This window comes from Actinokineospora pegani (assembly GCF_009745975.1).
GTDB classification, from domain to species: domain Bacteria; phylum Actinomycetota; class Actinomycetes; order Mycobacteriales; family Pseudonocardiaceae; genus Actinokineospora; species Actinokineospora pegani.
On record NZ_WHOL01000107.1, the window covers coordinates 198,977 to 222,979 of the forward strand.

Here is a 24,003-nt window from a genome sequence, read left to right on the forward strand (position 1 = left end):
CCGGGGTTACGCGGGGTCGGGGATGAGGAACGCGGCGTCGTGCAGGTGCGGGGCGGCGGAGACCAGCAGCTTGACGAAAGCGCGGACCTCCGCGCCGCGGCCCGCCGGGTCGCCGTCGGGCAGGGCGTTGAGCGCCAGGCCGCTGAACAGGGCGTGCACGCCGCGCAGCGCCTCGCTCAGGAACGGGCGGTCGGCCAGGTCCGGGAAGAACTCGGTGAACACCTCGGCGGTCACCTCGGCGATGCGGTCGGGCATCGGCGCCAAGACCTCGGCCAGCTCCGGGTTGTGCCGGGCGGCGACCATCAGCTCCAGCAGCACCAGGCCGCCGGTGTCGGCGTAGAACGACCACAGCACGCCCAAGCCCTCGGCCGGGGTCCGCCGGTCCGGGGCGATGGCGCCGAAGCGGGCGCGGAACTCATCCACCTTGGACTCCAGCAGCCGCTGCGCCGCGGCGCTGACCAGGTCGGCCTTGGTGGGGAAGTGGTGGGCCAGCGCGCCGCGCGACACCCGCGCCCGGCGCACGATGTCGTTGGTCGAGGCGCCGCCGTAGCCCAGCTCGGCCACGCAGCCGATCGTGGCGTCGAGCAGCCGCGCGCGCATCGCCCCGGCGCGCTCGGCCTGCGGCACGCGCACGCCTGCCCGTTCGGGGGAGAGCTGTCGGCGATGACGGATCACGGGTGGACGGTAGACCGACATCCACAAACAGGCAAGCCTGCCTGTTCGCGCGCACCATTGACTGAAATGGGAGGTTAATCCCAACTGTGTAGGCTCACCGGCGTGACGGACGTCGTCGCCGCACGAGCCTGCCCCGCGGGTGGCAGCGGCCTTCCTGGCGCGCGCGGCGGGGTAGCCCACCGATGACCCGCCCGCTGACCGGACCCGGTCTCGCGGTCCTGCTGTTCGCCGGGCTGCTGCCGATGGCGGACGCCTTCATCGTGAACGTCTCGTTGCCCACGATCGCCACCTCGCTCGCCGCGGACAACGCCGACTTGTGCCTCGTCGTCGCCGGCTACGGCATCGCGTTCACCGTCTTCCTCACCCTCGGCGGCAGGCTCGGCGACGCCTACGGCCGCCGCACCGTGCTGCTGCTCGGCCTGCTCGCGTTCACCGCCGCCTCGATGGTGTGCGCGTTCGCCCCCACCACGGGTTGGCTGGTCGGCGCCCGCATCGCCCAGGGCGCGGCCGCCGCGCTCATCCCGCCCCAGGTCCTCGGCACGATCTCGGCCACCACCCCGCCGGCGCGCTGCCCGCGGTCGATGAGCCGCCACACCGCCGTCAGCGGACTGGCCGCCATGGGCGCCCTGTTCGTCGGCGGCCTGCTGACCTCGGTCGACCTGTGGGGCACCTCTTGGCGGCTGATCTTCCTGGTCAACCTGCCGGTCGGCATCGCCGCCGTGCTGCTGACCGCGCTGGTCGTGCCGGAGACCCGCTCGGCCACCCCCGCGGGCATCGACCCGCGCGGCACCGGCCTGCTGGCCGTCGCGGGTCTGCTGCTGCTCATCCCGCTCAACCGCGGCCCGGTGCTGGGCTGGCCGTGGTGGACAGTGGCGATGCTCGTGCTCGTCCCCGCCGCCGGGTACGCGCTGTGGCGGGTGGAGACCCAGGTCAGCGCCGCCGGACGGGCGCCGCTGCTGCCGCCCAGCCTCCTGGCCACCCCGGCGGTGCGCCGCGGCCTGCTGACCGTCGTCCCGTTCCTCGCCGCCTGGGCCGGGTGCCTCTACGCGCTGCCGCTGACCCTGCAGCAGGGCTTCGGGCTGGACCCGCTGTGGGCCGGACTCGTGGTCGTGCCCCTCGCGGCCGCCTTCCTGGCGGGCTCGCTCACCGTCCCCGCCCTGCGCGCCCACCTCGGTGACCGGGCGACCACCTGCGGCGCGCTCGCCCAGGCCGGGGGAGTGGTGTGGCTGCTGTCGTGCGTCGCCACCGGGGTCCTGGCCACCTCGGCGTGGTCGGCGCTGCCCGGCCTGGCCCTGGTCGGCTTCGGCCAGGCCGTCGTCGTCGGCAGCACCCAGATCTCCATCCTGGCCGCCATCCCCACCCGGCACGCGGCGGTCGGCGGGGGCGTGCTGGTCACCACCCAGCAGGGCGCGATGACCATCGGCGTCACCGCCCTGGGCAGCGTCTTCGGCGGGGTCCTCGCGGTGAGCCCGCACTCCGCCGCGTTCGGCGTCGTCCTGGCGGTGCAACTCGCCGCGGGCCTGGCCGTGGTCCTGGCGGTGCGCCGTGGGATCGGGCGGGCGCTGACGGTCAGCCCGCGCTGAGGTCGAGGGTCATGAAGACGCTGTGCGGGTCCAGGACGTAGTCCGCGAACGGCGCGCAGTAGGCGAACCCGAACTTCTCGTAGAGCGCCCGCGCGGGGGCGAAGAACTCGGCCGACCCCGTCTCCAGGCTCAGCCGCCGGAACCCCATCCCACGCGCCTCGGCCACCAGGTGCCCCAGCACCGCCCTGCCGACCCCACTGCGCCGCACCCCCGGCCGCGTCCGCATCGACTTGACCTCGCCGTGCTCGTCATCGAGCCGCTGCACCGCCGCACACCCGACAACCCGCCCACCGACCCGCGCGGACCAGAACGTCACCCCGGGCTCGCGCAACCCCGCCAGGTCCAGCGCGTGCTTGCTCTCCAGCGGACTCGTCTCCCGCATCTGCGCGACGTGCTCGGCGAGGAACTCCGCGATCTCGGGTCCACTGAGGTCGTCCAGCTCGATCTCCACGACCGGAGGATAGGCAACGGCAGCGCGGCGGTGGGCGTCATTGCGAGCGTGCACACCACGAGAGACCTGGACTGGCCGGACACCTACAACGTGCGGGACCTCGGGGGTCTTCCCACCCGCGACGGGAGAACCACGCGCTGGGGCGCCGTCGTGCGGGGTGACCACCCGGGCAACCTCACGGTGGGCGGGTGGGCGGCGCTTCGGGCGCACGGGGTGCGGACGCTGGTGAACCTGACCGGCGACGAGTACGAGCCGGGGGAGGGGCTTGAGGTCGTCCACGTGCCGCTGGACGACTTGGACGACGGTGAGTTCTGGGATGTGTGGGGGCGTGGCCTGGACTGCACGCCGCTGTACTACGGGGCCTTCCTGGACCGGTTTCTCGGGCGGGTCGCCCGTGTGGTCGCCGCTGTCGCCGACGCTCCCGCGGGCGGGGTGTTCGTGCATTGCGGCGGTGGGCGGGATCGGACTGGTTTGGTCGTGCTGCTGCTGTTGGCGGCTGTGGGTGTTCCCGCCGAGGTGATCGCGGACGACTACGTGGTGAGCACAGCCAGGTTGGAGCCCGCGTGGGTAGCGCTGGGGGCGGGGGACCAGACCCGGAAGATCGAGCAGTTGATCGCCTCGGAGGGGACCACGGCTCGCCAGGCGGTTCTGGACGCTGTCGCGTCGCACGACATCCAGGACTACCTGGTGGGGGTTGTGGGCGCGGTGCGGGTCGAGGCGATCCGAGATCGTTTGGTTCTAAAGTATAAACTATCGACTATCTAGATTAATTGACTGTCGATCGAACAGATCGAACAGATCGGGCAGGGCTACAGGGGCGACAAGACCGTGTCGACCCGGCGGGCTATACGCGTCCAGGTCTTGTTGGTGCGGTCGACACTGAGGATGACGCCCGTCGCCCAGATCGTGGGCACCGGATGCTCTGTGTTAATTATTAACTATTCACTATCAAGATACACAGCAGTTAAAAACAACCAACAAACCACCAAAACCAGCCGCTACGAGGGGGCCGATCCTGAGCTCCCTCGTAGCGGTCGGGGGGCTAGTGGCCCGAGGCGGCCAGCTCGGCGGCGAGGCGTTCGTCGCCGGATTGGGTCTTGAGGGGCTTTTCCTTGATGAGCAGGACGGCGATCAGTGCGACGGCGGCGATGGGGGTGGCGATGAGGAACAGGTGTGCCGTGGCGGTGGAGTAGACGTCCTGGACGATGAGGCGGATGGGGTCGGGCAGGACTGACAGGTCGGGGACCTCGGTGCTGCCGCCGGTGGTGGGGGTGCCGGGGATGCGCTCGGCGAGGTCGCTGCTGATGCGGTTGGCCAGGACGGCGCCGAGGGCGCTGACGCCGATCGCGCCGCCGAGGCTGCGGAAGAAAGTGATGGTGGAGGTGGTGGCGCCGAGGTCCTTGGCGGGGACGTCGTTCTGGGCGACCAGGACCAGGTTCTGCATGAGCAGGCCGATGCCGATGCCGAACAGGGCCATGTACACCCCGATGAGGACGAGGCTGGTGTCGGTGGAGATGGTGGCCAGCAGCGCCATGCCCGCGACGGTGATGACGCCGCCGGAGACCAGGTAGGTCTTCCACTTGCCGTGCTTGCTGATGAGCTGCCCGGCGACGGTGGAGGAGATCAGCAGGCCGAAGACCAGCGGGAGGCTGAGCAGTCCGGCCTCGGTGGGGGACATGCCGTGGCCGATCTGGAAGAACTGGGACAGGAACACGGTGCCGCCGAACATGGCGGTGCCGACGAAGGCGGAGGCGATGACCGCCATGGCCACGGTGCGGTTGCCGAAGATGGACAGTGGCACGACGGGGTCGGCGGCGCGGGACTCCACGAGGATGGCGAGTGCGAGGAGCGCGATGCCCGCGGTGACCAGGGCGGCGGTCCAGCCGGAGGCCCAGTCGAAGGTGTTGCCCGCGAGGGAGGACCAGATGAGCAGGGTGGAGACGCCGGTGACGATGAGGGCGGCGCCGAGCCAGTCGATGGTGACCTGCTTGCGGATGGTGGGGAGGTTGAGGGTCTTCTGCAGCAGGATGATGGAGGCGAGGGTGAAGGGGACGCCGATGAGGAAGCACCAGCGCCAGCCGAGCCAGGAGGTGTCGACGATGACGCCGCCGATGAGGGGTCCGGCGACGGTGCCGACGCCGAAGACGGCGCCGAAGATGCCCGCGTAGCGGCCGAGTTCGCGGGGCGGGATGATGGCGGCCATCACGATGGTGGCGAGTGCGGTGATGCCGCCCGCGCCGATGCCCTGGGCGATGCGGCTGACGATGAGGAATTCGATGTTGGGTGAGATCCCGGCGAGCAGGGAGCCGAGGGCGAACATGCCCAGTGAGGCTTGGATGAGCAGTTTGCGGCTGTAGAGGTCGGCCATCTTGCCCCAGAGGGGGACGGTGGCGGTCATGGCGAGCAGTTCGGTGGTGATGACCCAGGTGTAGACGGATTGGGAGCCGTTGAGGTCGTTGATGATGCGGGGCAGGGCGTTGGCGACGATGGTGCCCGCGAGGACGGCGACGAACATGCCGAGCATGAGGCCGGAGATGGCTTGCAGGACTTCGCGGCGGTTGGTGAGTTGGCGCGGTGCCGGTGTGGTCGGCCCGGTTGTGGTGTCGGACATCGTTCCTCGGGTGGTCAGGGCCGGGCCGGTGGCGTGAGGCCGTGGGTGAGCAGGGTGAAGACCTCGTTGATGTGGTCGCCGAGGGCTGGGGTGGTGGGGTCGCCGGGGGTGCGGAGCCATTGGGTGAGGGCGACGCGGAAGGCGCTGGTGATGGTGGCGGCTGTGGTGCGTGGGTAGGTGTGGTCGGCGGGGAGGCCGAGGCGGTCGGCGAAGGCTTCGGCGAGGGTGTGTTCGGTGGCGGCTCCGCTGAGGAAGGCGCGGTTGAGCATGTCGGGGTGTTCGCGGATGACGGAGAGGCGGGCGAGCCAGAGTTTGTGGTCGTGGTCGATGGTGGTGAGTTCGTTGTGGAGGAAGGTGCGGGCGGTTTCGAGGGGGTGTTGGTCGGGTGGGCTGGTGGTGATGTGGGCGCGGATGCGGTCGTCGGCTCCGGGGTCTGGGTTGAGGACGGCGTCTTCTTTGGTGGCGAAGTAGTTGAAGAAGGTGCGGGTGGAGACGCCTGCGCGGGTGGCGATGTCGTCGGTGGTGATGTTGTCGTAGCCGTGTTCGGTGGCGAGTTCGACGGCGGCGCGGACGAGGGTGGTGCGGGTTTGGCGTTTTTTGCGGTCGCGGAGGCCTTCGGTGCCCATGGTGGTCACAGTACCGGCTGTTTGTGCAGTGGCTGCAAGTTTGCAGGGAGTGTAGTGAGTCACGTTGTCTGCGGGCTGGGGTTGCTGGTCTGTTCCTGCCGGGGTGGGTCAGTCGGTGTGGTGGGTCCAGTGGTCGCGGCCCGCGGCGGGCAGGGTGGTGATCGGGTCGTAGTAGGGGTAGCGGCGGTGGAGGACGTCGGTGTCGTCGGTGTCGCGTTCGGAGCCCGCGAGGTAGTTCTTGGTCCAGTAGGAGATGCCGAGGTCGCGGTCGTAGTCGGCGAGTTGGTGGACCCAGCGCTTGCCGACGTAGGGGACGTCGCAGATGATGCGGGGGGTGGCGTAGCCGGGGAGGTAGCCCATGATGGCGTGTTGGAGGTTCTGGGCTTCCCAGACGGCGACGCGCCAGTGTTCGGCGTTGGGGATCATGTCGCACATGTAGAAGTAGTAGGGCAGGATCCCGGCTTCTCCTTGGAGTGCGAAGCAGAGGTCGAGGAGGGCTTCTGGGGTGTTGTTGACGCCGCGCATGAGGACGCCCTGGTTGCGGATGTCGCGGACGCCGACGTCGAGGGCGGTGCGGGTGGCCTCGGCGACGAGGGGGGTGACGGATTGGGTGTGGTTGACGTGGGTGTGGATGGCGAGGTTGACGCCGCGGCGGTGGGCGGTGCGGGCGACGCGTTCGAGGCCTTCGACGATGGTGGGTTGCAGCCAGTGCTGGGGTAGTGCGGCGAGGGCTTTGGTGGCGAGGCGGATGTCGCGGACGGTGTCGATGTCGAGCAGGCGCATGAGGAAGGTCTCGAGTTGGCGCCAGGGGACGTTGGCGACGTCGCCGCCGGAGACGACGACGTCGCGGACGCCGGGGGTGGCTTTGAGGTAGGTGATCATGGCGTCTTGGCGGTCGGTGGGTTTGAGGGCGAGTTTGTGCTTGTCGACCTGGGGGGTGTTGTTGCCGACGAGGTCCATGCGGGTGCAGTGGCCGCAGTACTGGGGGCAGGTGGAGAGGAGTTCGGCGAGGACTTTGGTGGGGTAGCGGTGGGTGAGGCCTTCGACGACCCACATCTCGGCTTCGTGGAGTGAGTCGCGGGTGGAGTGGGGGTGGCTGGGCCAGTGGGGGTCGCGGTCGGTGGCGATGGGGAGCATGTAGTTGCGGATGGGGTCGGCGCGGAAGGCGTCGGTGAAGGCGGTGGGGGTGGTGTCGGCGTGGGGGGCCATGGTGTTGAGCATCTGCGGGGGGATGAGCATGGACATGGTGGCGTGGTTGTGCTGGTCGGCGGCGAGGTCGTCGTAGAAGTCGTCGGTGAGCAGGTTGCCGACGACGGCGCGGAGTTGGGTGGGGTTCTTGACGCAGTGGGCGCGTTGCCATTGGGCGTCGCGCCATTGGGTGTCGGTGGTGTCGTGCCAGGCGGGGAAGCGGCGCCAGTCGGGTTCGGTGAGGGTGCGCCGGGTGTACTCGTAGGGCTGGGCCGGGTGGTCGCCGTGGGGTGTCGGGGGTGTGGTGGTCGCGGTCCGGTCGTCGAGAGTTGGCATGTTTTCCTCCTCGCCGAGAGCTTCGCGTGAAGATATGCTGTCAGATGTGCGGTTGGACGCAAATCTTTCGGCAGGAGGGTGACGTGGTCGTGAGTTCGCCGTTGGGTTTGCACCGGGTGTTGGAGCCTGCGGGGGTGTTGCCGCAGCGGGCGTGGCGGTTGGACGCCGATCCGGAGCCGGGGGTGGACGAGGTGGTGGTGGCGGTGGAGGTGCTCAACCTGGACGCGGCGTCGTTTCGGCAGTTGCGGGAGGAGCACGGGTCGGGTGCGGCGGTGCGGGCGGCGGTGCTGGGGATCGTGGCCGAGCGGGGGAAGATGCAGAACCCGGTGACGGGGTCGGGTGGGATGTTGTCGGGGACGGTGGTGGCGGTGGGGCCTGAGTCGCGGTTGGGGTTGGTGGTGGGGGACCGGGTGGCGTCGTTGGTGTCGTTGTCGTTGACGCCGTTGCGGATCACCGATGGGTTGGTCCGGTGGGGTGGGGATTCGGAGCAGGTGCCGTGTGCGGGGACGGCGGTGTTGTTCGGGCGGTCGGTCGTGGCGCGGTTGCCGGGGGATCTGCCGGAGGGGGTGGCGTTGTCGGTGTTGGACGTGTGCGGGGCGCCCGCGTTGACCGATCGGGTGGTGCGTGCGGCGGGGGTGGGGGCGTCGGTGTGCGTGTTGGGTGGTGGGGGCAAGTCGGGGTCGTTGTCGTTGGCGGCGGCGCGGGCGGCTGGGGCGGGTCGGGTGGTGGCGTTGGTGCCGACGGAGGGGGAGGCGGTGGCGGTGCGGGCGTCGGGGTTGGCCGGTGAGGTGGTGGTGGCTGACGCGCGGGACCCGGTGGCGGTGGCGGGTGCGGTGGGGGAGCCGGTGGATGTGACGGTGGTGTGCGTGGATGTGGCGGGGTGTGAGCACGGGGCGGTGTTGGCGACGGCGGATGGGGGGACGGTGGTGTTCTTCTCGATGGCGACGTCGTTCTCGGCGGCGGCGTTGGGGGCGGAGGGGTTGGCGGCGGATGTGCGGATGCTGGTCGGGAACGGGTATGTGCCGGGGCACGCGGAGTTCGCGTTGTCGCTGTATCGGGGTGAGGCCGGGGTGCGGGGGTTGTTCGGTGCGCGCGAGCGGCAGACTCCTGTGTCATGACGAGCGCGGAGACGACAGTGTTGGTGGGTGGCCGGGTGCATTCCCCGGCTGATCCGCATGCCACGGCGATGGCTGTGCGGGATGGGGTGGTGGTGTGGTTGGGGCAGGACCGGGTGGGGCGGGCGTTGCACCCGGGTGCTGAGGTGGTTGACCTGGGTGGGGCGTTCGTGGCGCCCGCGTTCGTGGACGCGCATGTGCACGCCACGGCGGCGGGGTTGTTGTTGACCGGTTTGGACCTGACCGGGTGTGGGTCGTTGCGGGAGTGCCTGGACTTGGTGGCGGGGTACGCGCGTGCGGGTGGCCCGGTGTGGGGGCATGGGTGGGATGAGACGGGGTGGCCGGAGGGGCGGGCGCCGTCGCGGGCGGAGGTGGACGCGGTGGCCGGTGGTGTGCCGGTGTATTTGTCGCGGGTGGATGTGCACTCGGCGGTGGTGTCGTCGGCGTTGGTGGACCGGGCGGAGGGGGTGGCGGGGGTCGCGGGGTTCGACGCGGTGGGGCCGTTGTCGCGGGAGGCGCACCACCGGGTGCGGCGGGTGGCGTTGGGGTTGATCACTCCTGGGCAGCGGGGGGTGGCGCAGGAGGGGTTCTTGCGGCACGCGGCGGCGCGTGGGGTGGTGGCGGTGCACGAGTGCGCGGGGCCGGACATCTCCGGGCGTGCGGACCTGGCGGCGTTGTTGGCGGGGTGTGCGGCGGATCTGCCGGAGGTGGTGGGTTATTGGGGGGAGTGCGGGTCGCCGTCGTTGGTGGCGGAGTTGGGGGTGCGTGGTTTGGGGGGTGATTTGTTCGTCGATGGGGCGATCGGGTCGCGCACGGCGGGTCTGGTGGCTGATTACGCGGACGCGCCGGGGTCGCGGGGGTCGTTGTACCTGGACGCGGCGGCGGTCGCCGAGCATGTGGTGGTGTGCACGGAGGCGGGGGTGCAGGCGGGGTTCCACGTGATCGGTGACGGGGCGGTGGCGGAGGTGGTGGAGGGGTTCGCGCGGGCGGAGGCCAGGGTGGGGCGTGCGGCGTTGGCGGGGTCGCGGCACCGGTTGGAGCACGTGGAGATGGTGTCGGGGGAGCAGGCCGACCGGTTGGGTCAGTGGGGTGTGGTGGCCTCGGTGCAGCCGTTGTTCGACGCGTTGTGGGGTGGGCCGGAGGGCATGTACGCGCGGCGGTTGGGGGTGGAGCGGGGGTCGGCGTTGAACCCGTTCGCGCGGTTGGCCGCGGCGGGGGTGGTGTTGGCGTTGGGGTCGGACGCGCCGGTGACCCCGGTGGACCCGTGGGCGGCGGTGCGGGCGGCGGTGTGCCACCGCACGCCGGGGTTCGGGTTGTCGCCGCGGGCGGCGTTCACCGCGCACACCCGTGGTGGGTGGCGGGCCGGTGGGGTCGATGACGGGGTCACCGGGTCGTTGGTGCCGGGGGCGCCTGCGCATTACGCGGTGTGGGACGCGGGTGAGTTGGTCACCGCCGCGCCGGACTCGCGGGTGCAGCGGTGGTCGACCGATCCGCGTGCCCGTGTCCCCGGGTTGCCCGCGTTGCACGACGGCGCGGTGTTGCCCACCTGCCTGCGCACGGTGCGCGCCGGGCGGGTCATCTACGACCGGGAGGAGTCCCATGCCCCTGCTCGACCTTGATGCCGCGGTGGTGGCCAGGGCGCGTGCCCTGGCCGCGCGGGCGGCGGAGCCGGTGGTGGGGTTGGCGCGCGCGCACACCACTGTCGCCGTGGAGCGCGCGACGTTGCGTTTGGCGGGGATCACCGGGGCCGACACCGCGCACCGGGCGGGGGATGTGCCGTGGGTGAACCGGGTGGTGGACACCGTCCGGGAGCAGTGCGGGTTGGAGCACGGGGTGGTGTTGCCGGTGTTCCACGCGGTGGGTGAGCTCGGTTTGGGGTCGTTGACGGAGTTGGCGGAGGCCACCGCCGCCGGGCAGGTGCGGTTCACGGTGCCCGCCGGGGCGGCGGCGGCGCGGGCGGGTCGGGCGGCGCGGGTGGCGGTGGGGCGGGGGTTGCGCGCGGTGGACCGGGCGAAGGTGGCGCGGGACCGGTTGGTGGCCAGGTTGGGGGACCCGCCGCGGCGGCCGTGGGTGTACTTGATCGTGGCGACCGGTGACATCGATGAGGACGTGGTGCAGGCGGCGAGTGCGGCGCGGGCGGGGGCGGATGTGATCGCGGTGATCCGCTCGACGGGGCAGTCGCTGTTGGATTATGTGCCGGAGGGGGCGACCCATCACGGGTTCGCGGGCACCTACGCCACGCAGGAGAACTTCCGGATCATGCGCGCGGCCATGGACGTGGTGTCCGGGGAGGTGGGCCGGTATGTGCGGGTGACCAATTACGCGTCGGGGTTGTGCATGCCCGAGATCGCGGTGTTGGCCGGGTTGCAGCGGTTGGACATGATGCTCAACGACTCGATGTACGGCATCCTGTTCCGCGACATCAACCCGGTCCGCACGTTCGTCGACCAGCGGTTCTCCCGGCAGGTGCACGCGCGTGCGGGAATCATCATCAACACCGGTGAGGACAACTACCTGACCACCGACGATGCGGTGGGCGCCGCGCACACGGTGACGGTGTCGCAGTTGCTCAACGAGCGGTTCGCGCACGAGGCGGGGTTGCCCGACGCGTTGGTGGGGTTGGGGCACGCGTTCGAGATCGATCCGGCGGTGCCGGAGTCGTTCCGGTTGGAGTTGGCGCACGCGTTGTTGGCGCGGGAGCTGTTCCCGGACGCGCCGTTGAAGTGGATGCCGCCGACCAAGCACATGACGGGCAACGTGTTCGCCGGGCATCTGCTCGACGGGTTCTTCAACCTGGCGGGGGTGTTGACGGGGCAGTCGATCCTGCTGGTGGGGATGATGACCGAGGCGGTGGCGACGCCGTTCCTGTCGGATCGGGACCTGGCGCTGGCCAATGTGCGGTACGTGTTGGGGGCGGCGGGGGCGTTGGCGGAGGATTTCCGGCCCGCGCCGGGCGGGTTCATCGTCTCGCGCGCGCACCGGGTGTTGGGTGAGGCGGTGGAGTTGTTGGAGCGGGTGGTCGAGGAGGGGTTGTTGACCGCCATCGCCCGGGGCACGTTCGGGTTGATGAAACGGCCGCCGGAGGGGGGCAGGGGCGCCGACGGGGTGGTGGAGAAGGCCGACGGGTACCTCAACCCGGCCAGCGACATGCTCGAGGGTGGGCAGACCCGGTGAGCGGGCACGTGCGCCCCTACGGCGACACCCGCGGCGACGGGATGGCGCAGTTGTCGTTCACCCTGCCGGTGCCGCACGGGCCGCGCGCCGACGGCGCCGCCCGGCAGTTGGCGAACAAGATGGGCATGGACCCGGCGATGGTGGTGCACTCGCACCCCATCGGTGAGGAGTTCACGTTCTTCGTCGTCTACGGCTCGGTGACCCACCTGGTCGACCTGGGCGCGGTGCGGGTGGTCGAGCGCGACTACCCGCTGTTGCCGCCCGCGGAGGTCGACGCCGCGGTGCGGCGGTCGCTGCGGCGCAAGCTGGTCGTGGTGGGGGCGTGCATCGGCTCCGACGCCCACACCGTGGGCATCGACGCGATCCTCAACGTGAAGGGGTTCGCCGGGGAGAAGGGCTTGGAGTACTACCGGGAGCTGCGGGTGGTGAACCTGGGCGCGCAGGTGGGTGTGCCGGAGCTGGTGCGCCGTGCGCGGGCCGAGCGCGCCGACGCGGTCCTGGTCTCGCAGGTGGTGACCCAGCGTGAGGCGCACCTGCTCAACACCCGGGAGATGTCGGCGGCGTTCCGGGAGGCCATGGGCGCGGCCGGGCCGCTGCTGGTGGTGGGTGGCCCCCGGTTCGACCCGTTGATGGCCGGTGAGCTGGGGGTGGACCGGGTCTTCGGCCGGGGCACCACCCCCGGGGAGGTCGCCTCGTACCTCGTGCACGCCCTGACCGGGAGGACCGCCGCGTGACCGCCGTCGTCGGGTTGAGCGTCACCCACCGCCGCTACGTGCCCCACTCCCACGCCCACTACGGGGGCGGTCTGGTGGAGGGGGCGTACTCGTTGGGGCTGTTCGGTGACGTGGCCACCGAGCTGTCGGTCCGCGCCGACGGCGACGAGGGCCTGTTCGCCGGCTACGAGGCGGTGGAGTTCTCGGCGCCGCTGCGCGCGGGCGACGTCGTGGAGGCCACCGCCACGATCACCCGGGTGGGGACCCGGTCGCGGGGGGTGGTGTTCGAGGCGCGGGTGGTGTGCCGGGCGACCCCGGAGGTGGGGCCGTCGGCGGCCCGGGTGTGTGACCCGCCGATCGTCGTCACCCGGGCGAGGGGCACTGTTGTGGTCCCCGCCGCCCGGGACTCCGGAGGGTGACCACTGGTGGGTAACCGTGGTTGTGACTCGTCCGAGTGAGTGATCTTCTGGTGTGTGGGCCGGATGGAGCAAGGAAGTGCTTGCACCGGTTAGCGCGGGGCTGGTAAACCGCCGGGGAACCACAGGAAGCGGCGCGGGGCAGCCAGTTGCGGAGGGCCATGTCGACCGAGCTCGTCGAGGTGGAGCAGATCCTCGGCCACACACCGGGCAAGGTCTGGGAACTCATCGGAGAGCCCACCCTGTACCCGAGGTACGTCCGCGAGGTCGCCGCCGTGGAGCGGGTCGCGGGCGGCTCGCGCAACCCGCGCTTCCGGGCGCGGTTCAGCCTCGGCGGCGGCCCGCCCGTCCTCGACGAGGTCGAGGTGCTGGTGTCGCGGCCCGGGGAGCACCTGGTGCTGGTCAGCCCGCGCTGGCAGGAGGGGCACCTGAGCGTGCGCCTGGAGCGCGACGGGCGCCGCCGCACCCGCGTGCAGGTCACCCTGTCGCTGCCGGAGGCGTTGACCGCGGGCACGGCGCTGACCGCGGGGTCCTGGGTGCGCAGGCGCGTGCGCAAGGCCCTGACGCTGATGGACCACCACCTGGCCGGGCGGGCGCTGACCGTCTCGCCCACCCGCATCGACCAGGCCGCCAAGGGGCAGACGGCGCTGTCGGTGGCGCGCACCCTGGCCAGGGCCGGGGTGCTGGCCCCCGGGCGCCCCGACAAGATCGCCCGCCAGCTCGCCGAGCTCAACCGGTGGGGTGCGACCTTCGCCGGCGGCTACCGCGCCGCCGCCGTCCGCCACCCCGACCACGTCGCCCTGCGTGACGAGCGCGGTGAGCTGACCTTCGCCGAGGTCGACACCCGCACCACCCGCCTGGCCAACGGCCTGGCCGGGCTCGGGGTGCGCCAGGGCCGCCGGGTGGCGGTCCTGTGCCGCAACCACTCCGGGCTGGTCGAGGCCACCATCGCCTGCGGCAAGCTCGGCGCGGACGTGGTCATGTTCAACACCGGCCTGTCCGCCGACCAGCTCGCCGACCTCATCGCCGAGCACCGGCCCATCGCGCTGCTCGCCGACGCCGAGTTCGCGCCGCTGTTCCACAACCTGCCCCGGGCCCTGACCTGGGTGTCGACCTGGGGTGCGGCCCCCGGCGACCGCACCGCCGCGGGGGTGGTCGCCGACGGCTCCCCGCACCCGGCGCCGCCCCCGGACAAACCCGGCCGGGTGATCGTGCTCACCTCCGGCACCACCGGCACCCCCAAGGGGGCCCGCCGCCGCACCCCGTCCGGTCTCGGCGCCGCCGCCGCGGTGCTCTCCCGCATCCCGCTGCGCGCCGGGGAGCGCATGCTGGTCTCCGCGCCCCTGTTCCACACCTGGGGGCTGGCCGCGGTGCAGTTGGGCATGCCGCTGCACGCCCGCATCACCCTGCAGCGGCGGTTCGACCCGGAGGCGGCGCTGCGCGCCATCGCCGAGCAGCGCGTCACCGCGTGGTTCGCGGTGCCGATCATGCTGCAGCGCGTCATGGCCCTGCCCCCGCAGGTCCGCGCCCGCTACGACACCTCCTCGCTGCGGGTGGTCGCCTCCAGCGGGTCGGCGCTGCCGCCGTCGCTGGTCACCGGGTTCATGGACGCCTACGGCGACATCCTCTACAACCTCTACGGGTCCACCGAGGTGTCCTGGGCGGCCATCGCCGACCCCGCCGACCTGCGCGCCGCGCCCACCACCGCCGGGCGCTGCCCCACCGGCACCAAGGTGGGCATCCTCGACGGCGACGGCAGGCCGCTGCCGCCGGGCACCGTGGGTCGCATCGCGGTCGGCAACGACATGCTCTTCGACGGCTACACCTGCGGGGCCCGCACCGAGATGCACGACGACCTCATGGTCACCGGCGACCGCGGCTACCTCGACGCCGACCGGCGGCTGTTCGTCTCCGGCCGCGACGACGACATGATCGTCTCCGGTGGGGAGAACGTGTTCCCGCGCCCGGTCGAGGAGCTGCTGATGACCATCGACGACGTCGCCGACGTGGCCGTGGTCGGTGTCGCCGACCACGACTTCGGGCAGCGGTTCGCCGCCTACGTCGCGCTCAAGCCCGGCTCGCGCATCGGCGCCACCGCCGTCCAGGAGTTCATCCACGACCACCTGGAACGGCCCTCGGTCCCCCGCGACGTAATCTTCGTGCGCAAAGTCCCGCGCAACGCGACCGGCAAGGTCGTCAAGCGCCTGTTGGTGGAGCAGGAATGACGACACGCACAGCACGCACCGCACTGGCGGCCCTGGCCGCGCCCGCCCTCGCCCTGGCCCTGGCCGCGGGGTGCTCGACGGAGGACCCGTCGGGGCCCCCGCAGCCGACCCCGATCGGCGACGGCCCGCTGGCCACCGCCGACCCGTGCGGGCTGCTGCCCGCCTCGGCGGTGTCGACCGCCGGGCTCGAGCGGTCGACACCGGACGCGGTCCCCAACACCCACCCGTCGAACTTCCGCGACTGCGGTTGGCGCCACAACACCGACGGCAAGACCGACTACCAGCTCACCGTCGGCATCATCGCCGACCCCGCCTACCCGCGGATCCCCGAGGGTGACACCTTCGTCGTCGACCAGTACAAGTCCGCGGGCCGTGACGGCACCCGCCTCAAGTACACCGAGGTCGACGGCTGCCAGTTCGTCACCGACACCGGCCCCCAGGAACGGGTCATGATCCTGGTCGTGGCCCTCACCGGCGGCGTCGACCAGGCCTGCGGGCTGTTGGAGAAGCACGCCGCCGAGGTCGTGCGCGCCCTGCCCGGCGGAGTCTGACCGGCGGGTTCCGACCGGCCCTGGGCGGCGTCCCGGACGCCACCCAGGGCACGACTCACCCGGTGACGTGGGCGAGGAACCCGGACTCGCACGCCACCCACACCCCGTCCTCGGCCACCGCCAGCCCGTGCGGCTCGGCGCCCGGCGGCAGGTCGACGTGGGTGAACGCCCCGTCGGCGTAGACGCCGACGCGGGAGGCGCCCCACTCGGTGAACCACACCCGGTCGAGGCCGTCGACGACCACCGCGTGCGGCTTGGCGGCCTGGTCGGGCAGCGGGATGGGGCGGACCAGGCCGGTGGCGGTCACGAACACCAGGTGACCGGTGTCGATCACCACCACCCACGCCCCGCCCTGCACCGCGCACACGCCCACCGGGCCCGCCTGGGCCATGGGCAGCGGCACGACCGTCACCGACGACCCCACGACCTTGGCCACCGCGCCCGCCCGGTTGAGCGCGCACCAGACGACGCCGTCCGGACCCACCGACACCGCCGCCGGGAACCCGCCCGGGGGCAGGTCCACGTACCGCGCCCGCGACGGGTCGTCCTCGCGCAGCACCCCGAGCCGGTCGGTGGCCATGTCCGAGAACCACACCGACCCGCCCGCCGCGGCCACCCCGTACACCGACCCGCCCACGTCCACCAGGGCCTCGGCGCCCACCCGGCCCAGCGCCCCGCGCGGGCCGTGCCCGGTGTCGAGGCTGGCGCCGAACCACGGGCCCGACATCACCATCGGCGCGCTGCCGCCCGGCGGGAGCTCGATCCTGGCCCCGGTCAGGCTGACCAGCGCCGAGGCCCGCACCAGGGTCGTCCACACCTCCCCGTCGACGATCGACACCCCGTAGGGGGCCTCGGCGGCGGTGGCGATTTCGCGCAAGGTCACGTCCACAGGGCCCGACGGTACAACCCTCGAGGTCGACCTCATCCCCAGCACACCCACCCTGACCCTCGAGTAGAGGTTGAGACCGTGGCCCGGCAGGGGCGGCAACGCCGCTGGTCGTAGGCTGTTCGGGTGGCCGCTCCCACCCGCTCCCCGGACACCGGTCCGGACTCGCCCGCCCGTCGACACCGGCACCTGGTGGCGCTGCGCTGCGTCGTGGCGGTGGCGGGCGGGGTGCTCGTGTTCCTGGCGTGGCCGCCGCGCACCGCCTGGTGGCTGGCCCCGGTCGGGTTGGCCGTGCTCGCCGTCGTGCTGCACGGGCGCCGGGCCCGCGCCGGGTTCGGCTACGGCACCCTGTTCGGGCTCGGCCTGATGACCCCCGCCCTGGCCTGGACCGGCGAGTTCGTCGGCCCGGTCGCCTGGCTGCCGCTGAGCCTGCTGCAGGCGCTGTTCGTCGGTGTGGCCGCCGCGGCGATGACCGTCGTGGCCCGGCTGCGCGGCGCGGTGGTGTGGATGGCGCTGCTGTGGGTGGCGGGGGAGACCCTGCGGTCGGTGTTCCCGTTCGGCGGGTTCCCCTGGGTGCGCCTGGCGTTCAGCCAGCCCGAGGGCCCCTACCTGCCGCTGGCCGCCCTCGGCGGGGCGCCGCTGATCGCCCTGGCCGTCGCGCTCAGCGGGTTCGGCCTCGGCGAGGCCGCGCGCCGGATCGCCGCCCGCGCCGGTTCCGTGCGCGCCCTGGCCGCACCGGTCGCCGCCGCCGTGGTCCCGCTGCTGGCCGGGGTCGCCGCCACCGGCGCCGTGGGCGTCGACGCCAACGCCGGTCAGGCCACCGTCGCCGCCGTCCAGGGCAACGTCCCCCGCGCCGGGCTCGACTTCAACGCCCAGCGCCGGGCCGTGCTCGACAACCACGTCGCCCGCACCGAGCAGCTCGCCGCCGACGTCCGCGCCGGGACCGTGCCCCGGCCGCAGCTGGTCATCTGGCCGGAGAACGCCTCCGACATCGACCCCCTGCGCAACGCCGACGCCCGCGCCCTCATCGACCGCGCCGCCCGCGACATCGGGGCCCCGATCGCCGTCGGGTCGGTCCTCATCGGCGACGACCGGCTGCCGCGCAACACCGTCATCCACTGGGACCCGCAGGCCGGGCCCGTGGACACCTACACCAAGCGGCAGTTGCAGCCCTTCGGCGAGACCATGCCCTACCGGTCGCTGTTCCGGCTGTTCAGCCCCGCGGTGGACCGGGCGGGCGACTTCCAGCCCGGCGCCGACCCCACCGTGTTCGCCATGGGCCCGGCCAGGGTCGCCCTCGCCACCTGCTACGAGGTCGCCTTCGACGGCGTGGTCCGCGAGTCCGTGCTCAACGGGTCCACCCTGCTCGCCGTGCCCACCAACAACGCCACCTTCGGCCGCACCGAGATGACCTACCAGCAACTGGCCATGGACCGCGTCCGCGCCGTCGAGCACGGCCGCGCCGTCGTCGTCGCCGCGACCAGCGGTGTCAGCGCCATGATCAGCCCGGACGGGACCGTCGCGCAGCGGACCGGTCTTTTCACCCCCGCCGCGCTGGTCGCCACCCTGCCGCTGCGCTCGACCACTACGATGGCGGATCGACTCGGCGCGTGGCCGCAAGCGGCTATGGTGGCCGCCGCGCTCGCGGCACTGGTGACGGCACTGGTGGCGGGCAGGCGCGGACGGAAGGCGGGCGCGGGGGGACAGGCAGGCGACCCCGCGCCCTGACACGCAGCACCGACACCGGCCCAAGGCCCCGCGCGCCGCGCGGACGAGGAGGAGAACCCCGCATGGCGGAGCAGCCGCACGACCCCGCACACCTCGACCCCGTCCTGGTGGTGATCCCGACCTACAACGAGCGGGAGAACCTCGGGGTCATCGTCACCCGGCTGCACGCCGCCCTGCCCCAGGCGCACGCCCTCGTCGTCGACGACGGCAGCCCCGACGGCACCGGCGACCTCGCCGACGAGATGGCCGCCGCCGACGAGCGCGTGCACGTGCTGCACCGCACCGAGAAGGCCGGGCTCGGCGCCGCCTACCTCGCCGGGTTCACCTGGGCCCTGGAACGCGAGTACGCCGTCATCGTCGAGATGGACGCCGACGGGTCCCACGCCCCCGAGGACCTGCCCCGGATGCTCGACGCCCTCACCGACGCCGACCTGGTCCTGGGGTCGCGGTACGTGCCCGGCGGCAAGACCGTCAACTGGCCGCTGCGCCGCCAACTGCTCTCCCGCGGCGGCAACGTGTACTCCAAGCTCGCCCTCGGCGCCAAGGTCAACGACATCACCGGCGGCTACCGGGCCTTCCGCCGCGCCGTGCTCGAGAAGCTCAAGCTCGGCAACGTCGCCTCCCAGGGGTACTGCTTCCAGGTCGACCTCGCCTGGCGCACCATCGAGGCCGGGTTCACCGTCGTCGAGGTGCCCATCACCTTCACCGAGCGCGAGATCGGCGTGTCGAAGATGAGCGGCAACATCGTCCGCGAGGCGCTGTGGCGGGTCACCAAGTGGGGCCTGCGCCGCCGCGGCAACCAGGTCAAGGCCCTGCTGCGGATCAAGTAGGGTCGCGGCGGTGGGCGCCAGGCAGTACACCGGCTCGCCGGAGGACGCCGACATCCGCCGCGCCGACTCGCTGGCCAGGGAGATCTTCTCCGACGTGGCCAACAAGTGGGCGCTGCTGATCATCGAGACCCTCGGCGGGCGCACCCTGCGGTTCAGCGGACTGCGCGACGAGGTCCAGGGCATCAGCCACAAGATGCTCACCCAGAACCTGCGCATGCTCGAGCGCAACGGGCTGGTCCGGCGCACCGTGCACCCCACCGTCCCGCCCCGCGTCGAGTACGCCCTCACCGAACCCGGGCACGGCCTGCGCGCCACCATCGACCTCATGTGCGGGTGGACCCACGACAACATCGCCCACATCGAGGCCTCCCGCCGCCACTTCGACACCGGGCGCGGCTAGGTCGTGTTTCGAAAGCCCGTGTTCGCGACAGCCGCGCCGGATGCGGCCAGGAACCACCCCGATCACGACTCTCATCGAACGAGACTTCCGAAACACGACCTAGTCCAGCACCGCGACGACCTCCAACTCCACCAGGTGCTCGGGCACATCCAGGGCGGGTGTGCCGAACAACGACGCGGGCGGCGTCGTCGTGGCGCCCACCGCCGCCCTGCCCCGGGCGATCCCCTCCGCCACCACCGACATCATCGCGGGCTCGTACCGCACCACGTGGAAGGTCAACCGGACCGCGTCGTCGAACGTCGCCCCCACCGACGCCAACGCCGTCGCCGCGTTGCGGTAGACCTGCTCCACCTGCGCGGCCAGGTCACCCACGTGCAGGTGCGCCCCGTCGGCGTCCCACGACACCTGACCGGCCACGTGCACCGTGCGCGACCCCGTCGACACCGACACCTGGTGGTACAGGTCGCTCTCGGGAAGCCCTCGCGGGTTCACCAGCGTCACAGCCATGATCCTGCCCTCTACTCTCTTCCGGTTACTGGATAACCGTAGGAGAGCGAGCAGGTCGGGCGGAAGGACGCACTTTCCAGTGACTGGGGAACCCGCCGGTTACCCAGCAGCTCCAGCCACCCGCCACACCTCGCGGATGTGGCCGCCGACACGGCGACCCGGAGCGCCCCCGGACGTGGAACGGCCGCCCAGGCGGGGGGAGTCCCGGGCGGCCGTGGTCGTGCGGGTGTGGCGGTTACGCGGGGCGTCGTCGTGCGCGCAGGTCCTGGAGCCGCTCGGTGAGCAGGTCCTCCAGCTCCGGGATCGACCGCCGCTCCAGCAGCATGTCCCAGTGCGTGCGCGGCGGCTTGACCTTCTTCGGCTCCGGAGCCGACCCGTCGAGCATCTTCGACTCCAGGCCGTGCAGCCTGCACTCCCACACCGAGGGGACCTCGGCGTCGTCGGAGAAGGGGACCTCGAAGTCGTGGTCCTTCGGGCACGCGTACCGGACCGTGCGTCGGGGGGCGAGGTCGTGGTTGCGGTCGGTCTCGTAGCTGACCGCACCCAACCGGCTTCCACGCAGAACTCGGTCGGCCATTGGCGGTGTCCTTCCTCTCGGCTCGTCCAGCGGAGCCCGGGTGTTGCTCACCCAGTGCAACGAGCGACCAGGGGAAAGGATTCCCCGATCCCTCGATGCGATCGCTCAGGGTGACAACCTTCACCCGTCAACGACTACGTCTTCTTGGAAGATGCCCGTTTTCGTCGTCCGTGAAGCCTCGCGGCGCGAATTGCGCCGCATCTCACCCGCTCGAGTGATCATAGCCGCCCACCGGGCGTTCAGGCGAAACTGAGCTGCCCCTGCACGTCCACCCGCGCCCCGAGGTCGCCGAGCCGGAAGTGGCGCCTGCACAGGACCTGATAACGCACCGTAGTTGAGGCGTGGTCGACTTGTTCGGGGGTGTCATCGCTGTGCGTGATAAACCGAGCTGTCTCCGTGTCGGCGACGACCACCGTGTCCCCTTCGCGGATGATCTTGCCGGCCACCACCCTGGCGTTGAACCGCGCGGGCAGCCCGCACCAGCACAGCACGTCGACCTGCACCGGCTGCAGCTCGTCGGCCAGCTCGAACAGCCGCGCCGCCCCCGGGAACAGCCTGCTGCGGAAGTCCGTGGCGATCCCGAAGCAGTACACGTCGACCTGGTGGTCGTCGGCCAGCGCCGCGAGCTGGTCGACCTGCGCCGGGGTGAGGAACTGCGCCTCGTCGACGATCAGGTAGTCCACGCCCCGGCCCGCCGCCCACTGCTCGCGCACCAGCGACCGCAGGTCGACCTCCGCGTGCACCTCGACCGCCTCCCGGGTGATCCCGATGCGGCTGGTGATCTGCGGGCGCCCCGACCGGTCCAGGTGCACCAGCAGCAGCCCGCGGCGGCCCTGCCTGGCGTGGTTGTGGTCCACCTGCAGCGCCAGCGTCGACTTCCCGCAGTCCATCGGCCCGTAGTAGAACCGCAGGTGGCCCACCACCGGCATGGACCGCCGCGACCCCGAGGCCGGGACCGCCGACAGCGCGTCGGTCGGGTCGTGCGGGGACCCGGGGTGGACGGGGGCGGGGGTGCTGGGCTCGGCGCTCACGGCGTCAGACCCTAGAGCAAGTCCGGCGGGCGGTTGCCGACCGCGGCGATGGCGCGCCTCACCGGCACGAACGCCATCAGCACCAGGCCGATGACGAAGAACACCACCAGCGAGATGATCGCGTACCGGTAGGAGCCCGTCATCGAGGCCATCACCGCGAACAGCAGCGGCCCCAGCCACGACGTCGCCCGCTCGCCGATCTCGTAGACCGAGAAGTACTGCGCCTCCTTGCCCGGCGGCACCATCTGCGAGAACAGCGACCGCGACAGCGCGTTCGTCCCGCCCAGGACCAAGCCGATGCCCCCGGCCAGCGCGTAGAACTGGAGGGCCTGCCCGGCCTGCACGAAGTAGGCGAAGCCGACCACCACCACCCACACCGCCAAGCTGCCCATGATCGTCTTCTTGGCGCCGACCCGCTTGGCCACCTGCCCGTGCAGCAGCCCGCCGATGAACGCCACGAACTGCACGATCAGGATCGTGGTGATCAGCACGTCGGTCTCGAACCCGAGCTCCTCGGACCCGTACTGGGCCGAGACGTTGGCGACCGTGGCGATGCCGTCGGTGTAGATCAGGTAGGTGCCCAGGAACGCCAGGGTCAGCGGGAACGCCTTCGCGTGGCGCAGCGTGTCGCGCAGCTCCCGGAACCCCGCGGTCAGCGCGCTGCCCTCGACCGGGGCCAGGTGGGAGCGGTCGTGGTGCCCGCGCAGCCGCCGCAGCGGGATCAGGGTGAACAGCGACCACCAGACGCCCGAGGTCACGAACGCGATCTGCGCGGCCTGCCCCTCGGTGATGCCGATGCTGTCGCGGAACAGGTAGACCGCCAGTTGCAGCGCCAGCGCCACCCCGCCGCCGAGGTAGCCGAACGCCCACCCGTTGGTCGAGAGGCGGTCGCGCTCGTCGGCCGCGGCGATCTCGGGCAGGTAGGAGTAGTAGATGACCACCGAGGTGCCGTAGCCGATGTTGCCCAGGGTGAACAGCACCACCCCCAGGCCCCAGTTGCCGCCGGAGACCAGGGCCATCGCCGCGGTGGCCACCGACCCGCCGATGGCGAACCCGGCCAGCAGCGGCTTCTTGTTCGTCGACCGGTCGGCGATCGCGCCCATCAGCGGCACGACGAGCACCTGGATGACCGTGGCCACGCTGAGCAGGTAGCCCCACAGCGACCCGGCGGGCAGGTGCAGGCCGAACAGGGAGATGTCGCAGTTGACGAGCCTGTTGCCGTCCCCGGCCGCGTCCACGCACGGCGTGGGGCCGTTGGTGGCCGTGTCCGCCTCGGCGGCCGTCGCGGCCACGCTGGTGAGGTAGAGCGAGCCGAACACGGTGGTCACCGAGGTGGGGAACACCGAGTTCGCCCAGTCGTACCAGCACCACCCCCGTTGTTCGCGGCGGCGGGCCTGCGCCTCGTCCGCCGGGGGTGCGCCCTCGTCGACCGTGCTCACGTGCGGTGCCTCCTGACCTGGTGGGTGACGCGGAGGGTACGGCGTGCCCGCGCGGCGCGGTCGGGCCGGCACACAGCCGATGCCCAACGTTCACCCGCCGCCGCCGAACAGCCCACACCGTGTACCCCCGAAAAGGGGTACGCCCGTTCGTGGGCGCACGCGGTTGCGGGTGGCGACCAGTGATGCCGGTGTGCCCGATGAGGTGATTGTGGACAGTGGGGCGGCCGCTTACCGTCGAGGGGCATGGCTGGTCAACGAGGGTTCGCCCGGTTGCTGACACCGCTCGCCGCCCTCGCCGCGGTCTGGGCGGGCGCGGCCGCGGCCTCGGCCGACCCCGGGCACGGCGACTGGCACCGCCTGCGCCAGTGCGAGTCCGGCGGCCGCTACGGCATCGCCACCGGCAACGGCTACTACGGCGCCTACCAGTTCGACCTGCCCACCTGGCGCAGCGTCGGCGGCGCGGGCATGCCGCACCAGGCCGCACCCGCCGAACAGGACTACCGCGCCCTCTACCTCTACCGCATGCGGGGCTGGCAGCCCTGGGAGTGCGCGCGCAAGCTCGGCCTGCGCCCCGACGCCGACGCGGGCAGCAAACGCGTCCCCACCCGCGCCGAGTCCGCCCACATCGGCGGCGACCCCACCCCGGCGCCGCCCCCACCTGCCGGAACGCCCCCGTGGCCGGGCGTCGTCTACACCTACGGCGACTGCGCCGACGCCCTGCGCGTCTGGCAACTGCGCATGAACACCAACGGCTACGACTTCGAGGGCACCGGCTGCTACTACGCCGAGACCCGGACCGCCGTGCTCGCCCTGCAGCGCGCCAACGGCATCAACGACTCCGGCAAGCTCGGCCCCACGACCTGGCGCGCCGCCTGGGAGGGCTCCCCGCCCCGGCGGTGACCCCCTCGGGGGTGGCGCGAGGCCACCCCCCGAGGGGGCGT

Annotated in this window: 23 protein-coding genes; 13 read left to right on the plus strand and 10 right to left on the minus strand. The window is 72.0% G+C overall.

From position 1 onward, the window contains the following. Window positions 1-6 precede the first annotated feature (6 nt). Window positions 7-675 (minus strand): TetR/AcrR family transcriptional regulator, encoded by a 669-nt coding sequence (locus GCL84_RS20795; protein WP_197523401.1) that lies wholly within the window; start codon window positions 673-675, stop codon window positions 7-9. Between the two features lie 182 nt (window positions 676-857). On the opposite strand from GCL84_RS20795, the gene GCL84_RS20800 reads away from it, so the two are divergent. Next, window positions 858-2,258: an MFS transporter gene (locus GCL84_RS20800; RefSeq protein WP_156757190.1), complete on the plus strand. Its 1,401-nt coding sequence runs from the start codon at window positions 858-860 to the stop codon at window positions 2,256-2,258. Here the strand turns inward: GCL84_RS20800 and GCL84_RS20805 are convergent. Next, window positions 2,245-2,709 carry a GNAT family N-acetyltransferase gene (locus GCL84_RS20805; RefSeq protein WP_156757191.1) on the minus strand — a complete coding sequence of 155 codons (465 nt, stop codon included), beginning with the start codon at window positions 2,707-2,709 and terminating at the stop codon, window positions 2,245-2,247. The genes GCL84_RS20800 and GCL84_RS20805 overlap by 14 nt on opposite strands. A gap of 48 nt (window positions 2,710-2,757) precedes the next feature. Between GCL84_RS20805 and GCL84_RS20810 the strand changes: the two genes are divergently transcribed. Further along, window positions 2,758-3,474 carry a tyrosine-protein phosphatase gene (locus GCL84_RS20810; RefSeq protein ID WP_235926519.1) on the plus strand — a complete coding sequence of 239 codons (717 nt, stop codon included), beginning with the start codon at window positions 2,758-2,760 and terminating at the stop codon, window positions 3,472-3,474. A gap of 277 nt (window positions 3,475-3,751) precedes the next feature. Here GCL84_RS20810 and GCL84_RS20815 read toward each other — a convergent pair whose 3' ends face one another. The 3 genes from GCL84_RS20815 to GCL84_RS20825 form a co-directional block, all read right to left on the minus strand. Further along, window positions 3,752-5,320, minus strand: coding sequence for an MDR family MFS transporter (locus tag GCL84_RS20815; RefSeq protein WP_156757192.1), 1,569 nt, complete (start codon window positions 5,318-5,320; stop codon window positions 3,752-3,754). A 14-nt stretch (window positions 5,321-5,334) separates the two neighbouring features. Further along, window positions 5,335-5,946: a TetR/AcrR family transcriptional regulator gene (locus GCL84_RS20820; protein ID WP_156757193.1), complete on the minus strand. Its 612-nt coding sequence runs from the start codon at window positions 5,944-5,946 to the stop codon at window positions 5,335-5,337. Window positions 5,947-6,054: 108 nt separating this feature from the next. Then, window positions 6,055-7,470, minus strand: a complete 1,416-nt coding sequence (locus GCL84_RS20825; RefSeq protein ID WP_235926521.1) for a KamA family radical SAM protein — start codon at window positions 7,468-7,470, stop codon at window positions 6,055-6,057. An 89-nt stretch (window positions 7,471-7,559) separates the two neighbouring features. Here GCL84_RS20825 and kdd point away from each other — a divergent pair, with 89 nt between their 5' ends. From kdd to GCL84_RS20860, 7 genes are all read left to right on the plus strand, one after another. Beyond that, window positions 7,560-8,588, plus strand: coding sequence for an L-erythro-3,5-diaminohexanoate dehydrogenase (kdd, locus tag GCL84_RS30690; protein ID WP_156757194.1), 1,029 nt, complete (start codon window positions 7,560-7,562; stop codon window positions 8,586-8,588). Next, on the plus strand, window positions 8,585-10,204 hold the full coding sequence (locus GCL84_RS20835; RefSeq protein ID WP_156757195.1) for an amidohydrolase: 1,620 nt from the start codon (window positions 8,585-8,587) through the stop codon (window positions 10,202-10,204). Before kdd ends, GCL84_RS20835 begins: the two co-directional genes overlap by 4 nt. Continuing rightward, the gene (kamD, locus tag GCL84_RS20840) at window positions 10,185-11,759 is read left to right on the plus strand and encodes a lysine 5,6-aminomutase subunit alpha (RefSeq protein ID WP_156757196.1); all 1,575 of its coding nucleotides are present in this window, start codon (window positions 10,185-10,187) and stop codon (window positions 11,757-11,759) included. Before GCL84_RS20835 ends, kamD begins: the two co-directional genes overlap by 20 nt. Beyond that, window positions 11,756-12,493 (plus strand): lysine 5,6-aminomutase subunit beta, encoded by a 738-nt coding sequence (kamE, locus tag GCL84_RS20845; protein ID WP_235926523.1) that lies wholly within the window; start codon window positions 11,756-11,758, stop codon window positions 12,491-12,493. The genes kamD and kamE overlap by 4 nt, the downstream gene beginning before the upstream one ends. Further along, a complete protein-coding gene (kal, locus tag GCL84_RS20850) occupies window positions 12,490-12,891 on the plus strand; it encodes a 3-aminobutyryl-CoA ammonia lyase (RefSeq protein ID WP_197523402.1) in 402 nt (133 codons plus the stop codon). Before kamE ends, kal begins: the two co-directional genes overlap by 4 nt. 158 nt (window positions 12,892-13,049) lie before the next feature. Further along, window positions 13,050-15,113 carry an AMP-binding protein gene (locus GCL84_RS20855; protein ID WP_156757197.1) on the plus strand — a complete coding sequence of 688 codons (2,064 nt, stop codon included), beginning with the start codon at window positions 13,050-13,052 and terminating at the stop codon, window positions 15,111-15,113. Beyond that, on the plus strand, window positions 15,110-15,664 hold the full coding sequence (locus GCL84_RS20860) for a DUF3558 family protein (protein WP_156757198.1): 555 nt from the start codon (window positions 15,110-15,112) through the stop codon (window positions 15,662-15,664). Before GCL84_RS20855 ends, GCL84_RS20860 begins: the two co-directional genes overlap by 4 nt. A gap of 55 nt (window positions 15,665-15,719) precedes the next feature. Here the strand turns inward: GCL84_RS20860 and GCL84_RS20865 are convergent, their stop codons facing one another. Continuing rightward, a complete protein-coding gene (locus GCL84_RS20865; protein WP_156757199.1) occupies window positions 15,720-16,547 on the minus strand; it encodes a Vgb family protein in 828 nt (275 codons plus the stop codon). A gap of 129 nt (window positions 16,548-16,676) precedes the next feature. Between GCL84_RS20865 and lnt the strand changes: the two genes are divergently transcribed. From lnt to GCL84_RS20880, 3 genes are all read left to right on the plus strand, one after another. After that, window positions 16,677-18,278: an apolipoprotein N-acyltransferase gene (gene lnt / locus GCL84_RS20870; RefSeq protein ID WP_156757200.1), complete on the plus strand. Its 1,602-nt coding sequence runs from the start codon at window positions 16,677-16,679 to the stop codon at window positions 18,276-18,278. Window positions 18,279-18,340: 62 nt separating this feature from the next. Then, window positions 18,341-19,108 carry a polyprenol monophosphomannose synthase gene (locus GCL84_RS20875; protein WP_156757201.1) on the plus strand — a complete coding sequence of 256 codons (768 nt, stop codon included), beginning with the start codon at window positions 18,341-18,343 and terminating at the stop codon, window positions 19,106-19,108. A 10-nt stretch (window positions 19,109-19,118) separates the two neighbouring features. After that, entirely contained in the window at window positions 19,119-19,508 is a 390-nt protein-coding gene (locus tag GCL84_RS20880; RefSeq protein WP_156757202.1) for a winged helix-turn-helix transcriptional regulator, read from the plus strand. 99 nt (window positions 19,509-19,607) lie between these two features. Here the strand turns inward: GCL84_RS20880 and GCL84_RS20885 are convergent, their stop codons facing one another. From GCL84_RS20885 to GCL84_RS20900, 4 genes are all read right to left on the minus strand, one after another. Continuing rightward, window positions 19,608-20,015, minus strand: coding sequence for a RidA family protein (locus tag GCL84_RS20885; protein ID WP_156757203.1), 408 nt, complete (start codon window positions 20,013-20,015; stop codon window positions 19,608-19,610). A 235-nt stretch (window positions 20,016-20,250) separates the two neighbouring features. Beyond that, window positions 20,251-20,592: an RNA polymerase-binding protein RbpA gene (locus GCL84_RS20890; protein WP_156757204.1), complete on the minus strand. Its 342-nt coding sequence runs from the start codon at window positions 20,590-20,592 to the stop codon at window positions 20,251-20,253. A gap of 239 nt (window positions 20,593-20,831) precedes the next feature. After that, complete coding sequence (locus GCL84_RS20895; protein WP_235926524.1) at window positions 20,832-21,623, minus strand: thymidine kinase; 792 nt, start codon at window positions 21,621-21,623, stop codon at window positions 20,832-20,834. Between the two features lie 11 nt (window positions 21,624-21,634). After that, a complete protein-coding gene (locus tag GCL84_RS20900; RefSeq protein WP_156757205.1) occupies window positions 21,635-23,062 on the minus strand; it encodes an MFS transporter in 1,428 nt (475 codons plus the stop codon). Between the two features lie 243 nt (window positions 23,063-23,305). Between GCL84_RS20900 and GCL84_RS20905 the strand changes: the two genes are divergently transcribed. Then, window positions 23,306-23,962 carry a transglycosylase family protein gene (locus GCL84_RS20905; protein ID WP_156757206.1) on the plus strand — a complete coding sequence of 219 codons (657 nt, stop codon included), beginning with the start codon at window positions 23,306-23,308 and terminating at the stop codon, window positions 23,960-23,962. Window positions 23,963-24,003: the final 41 nt, after the last annotated feature.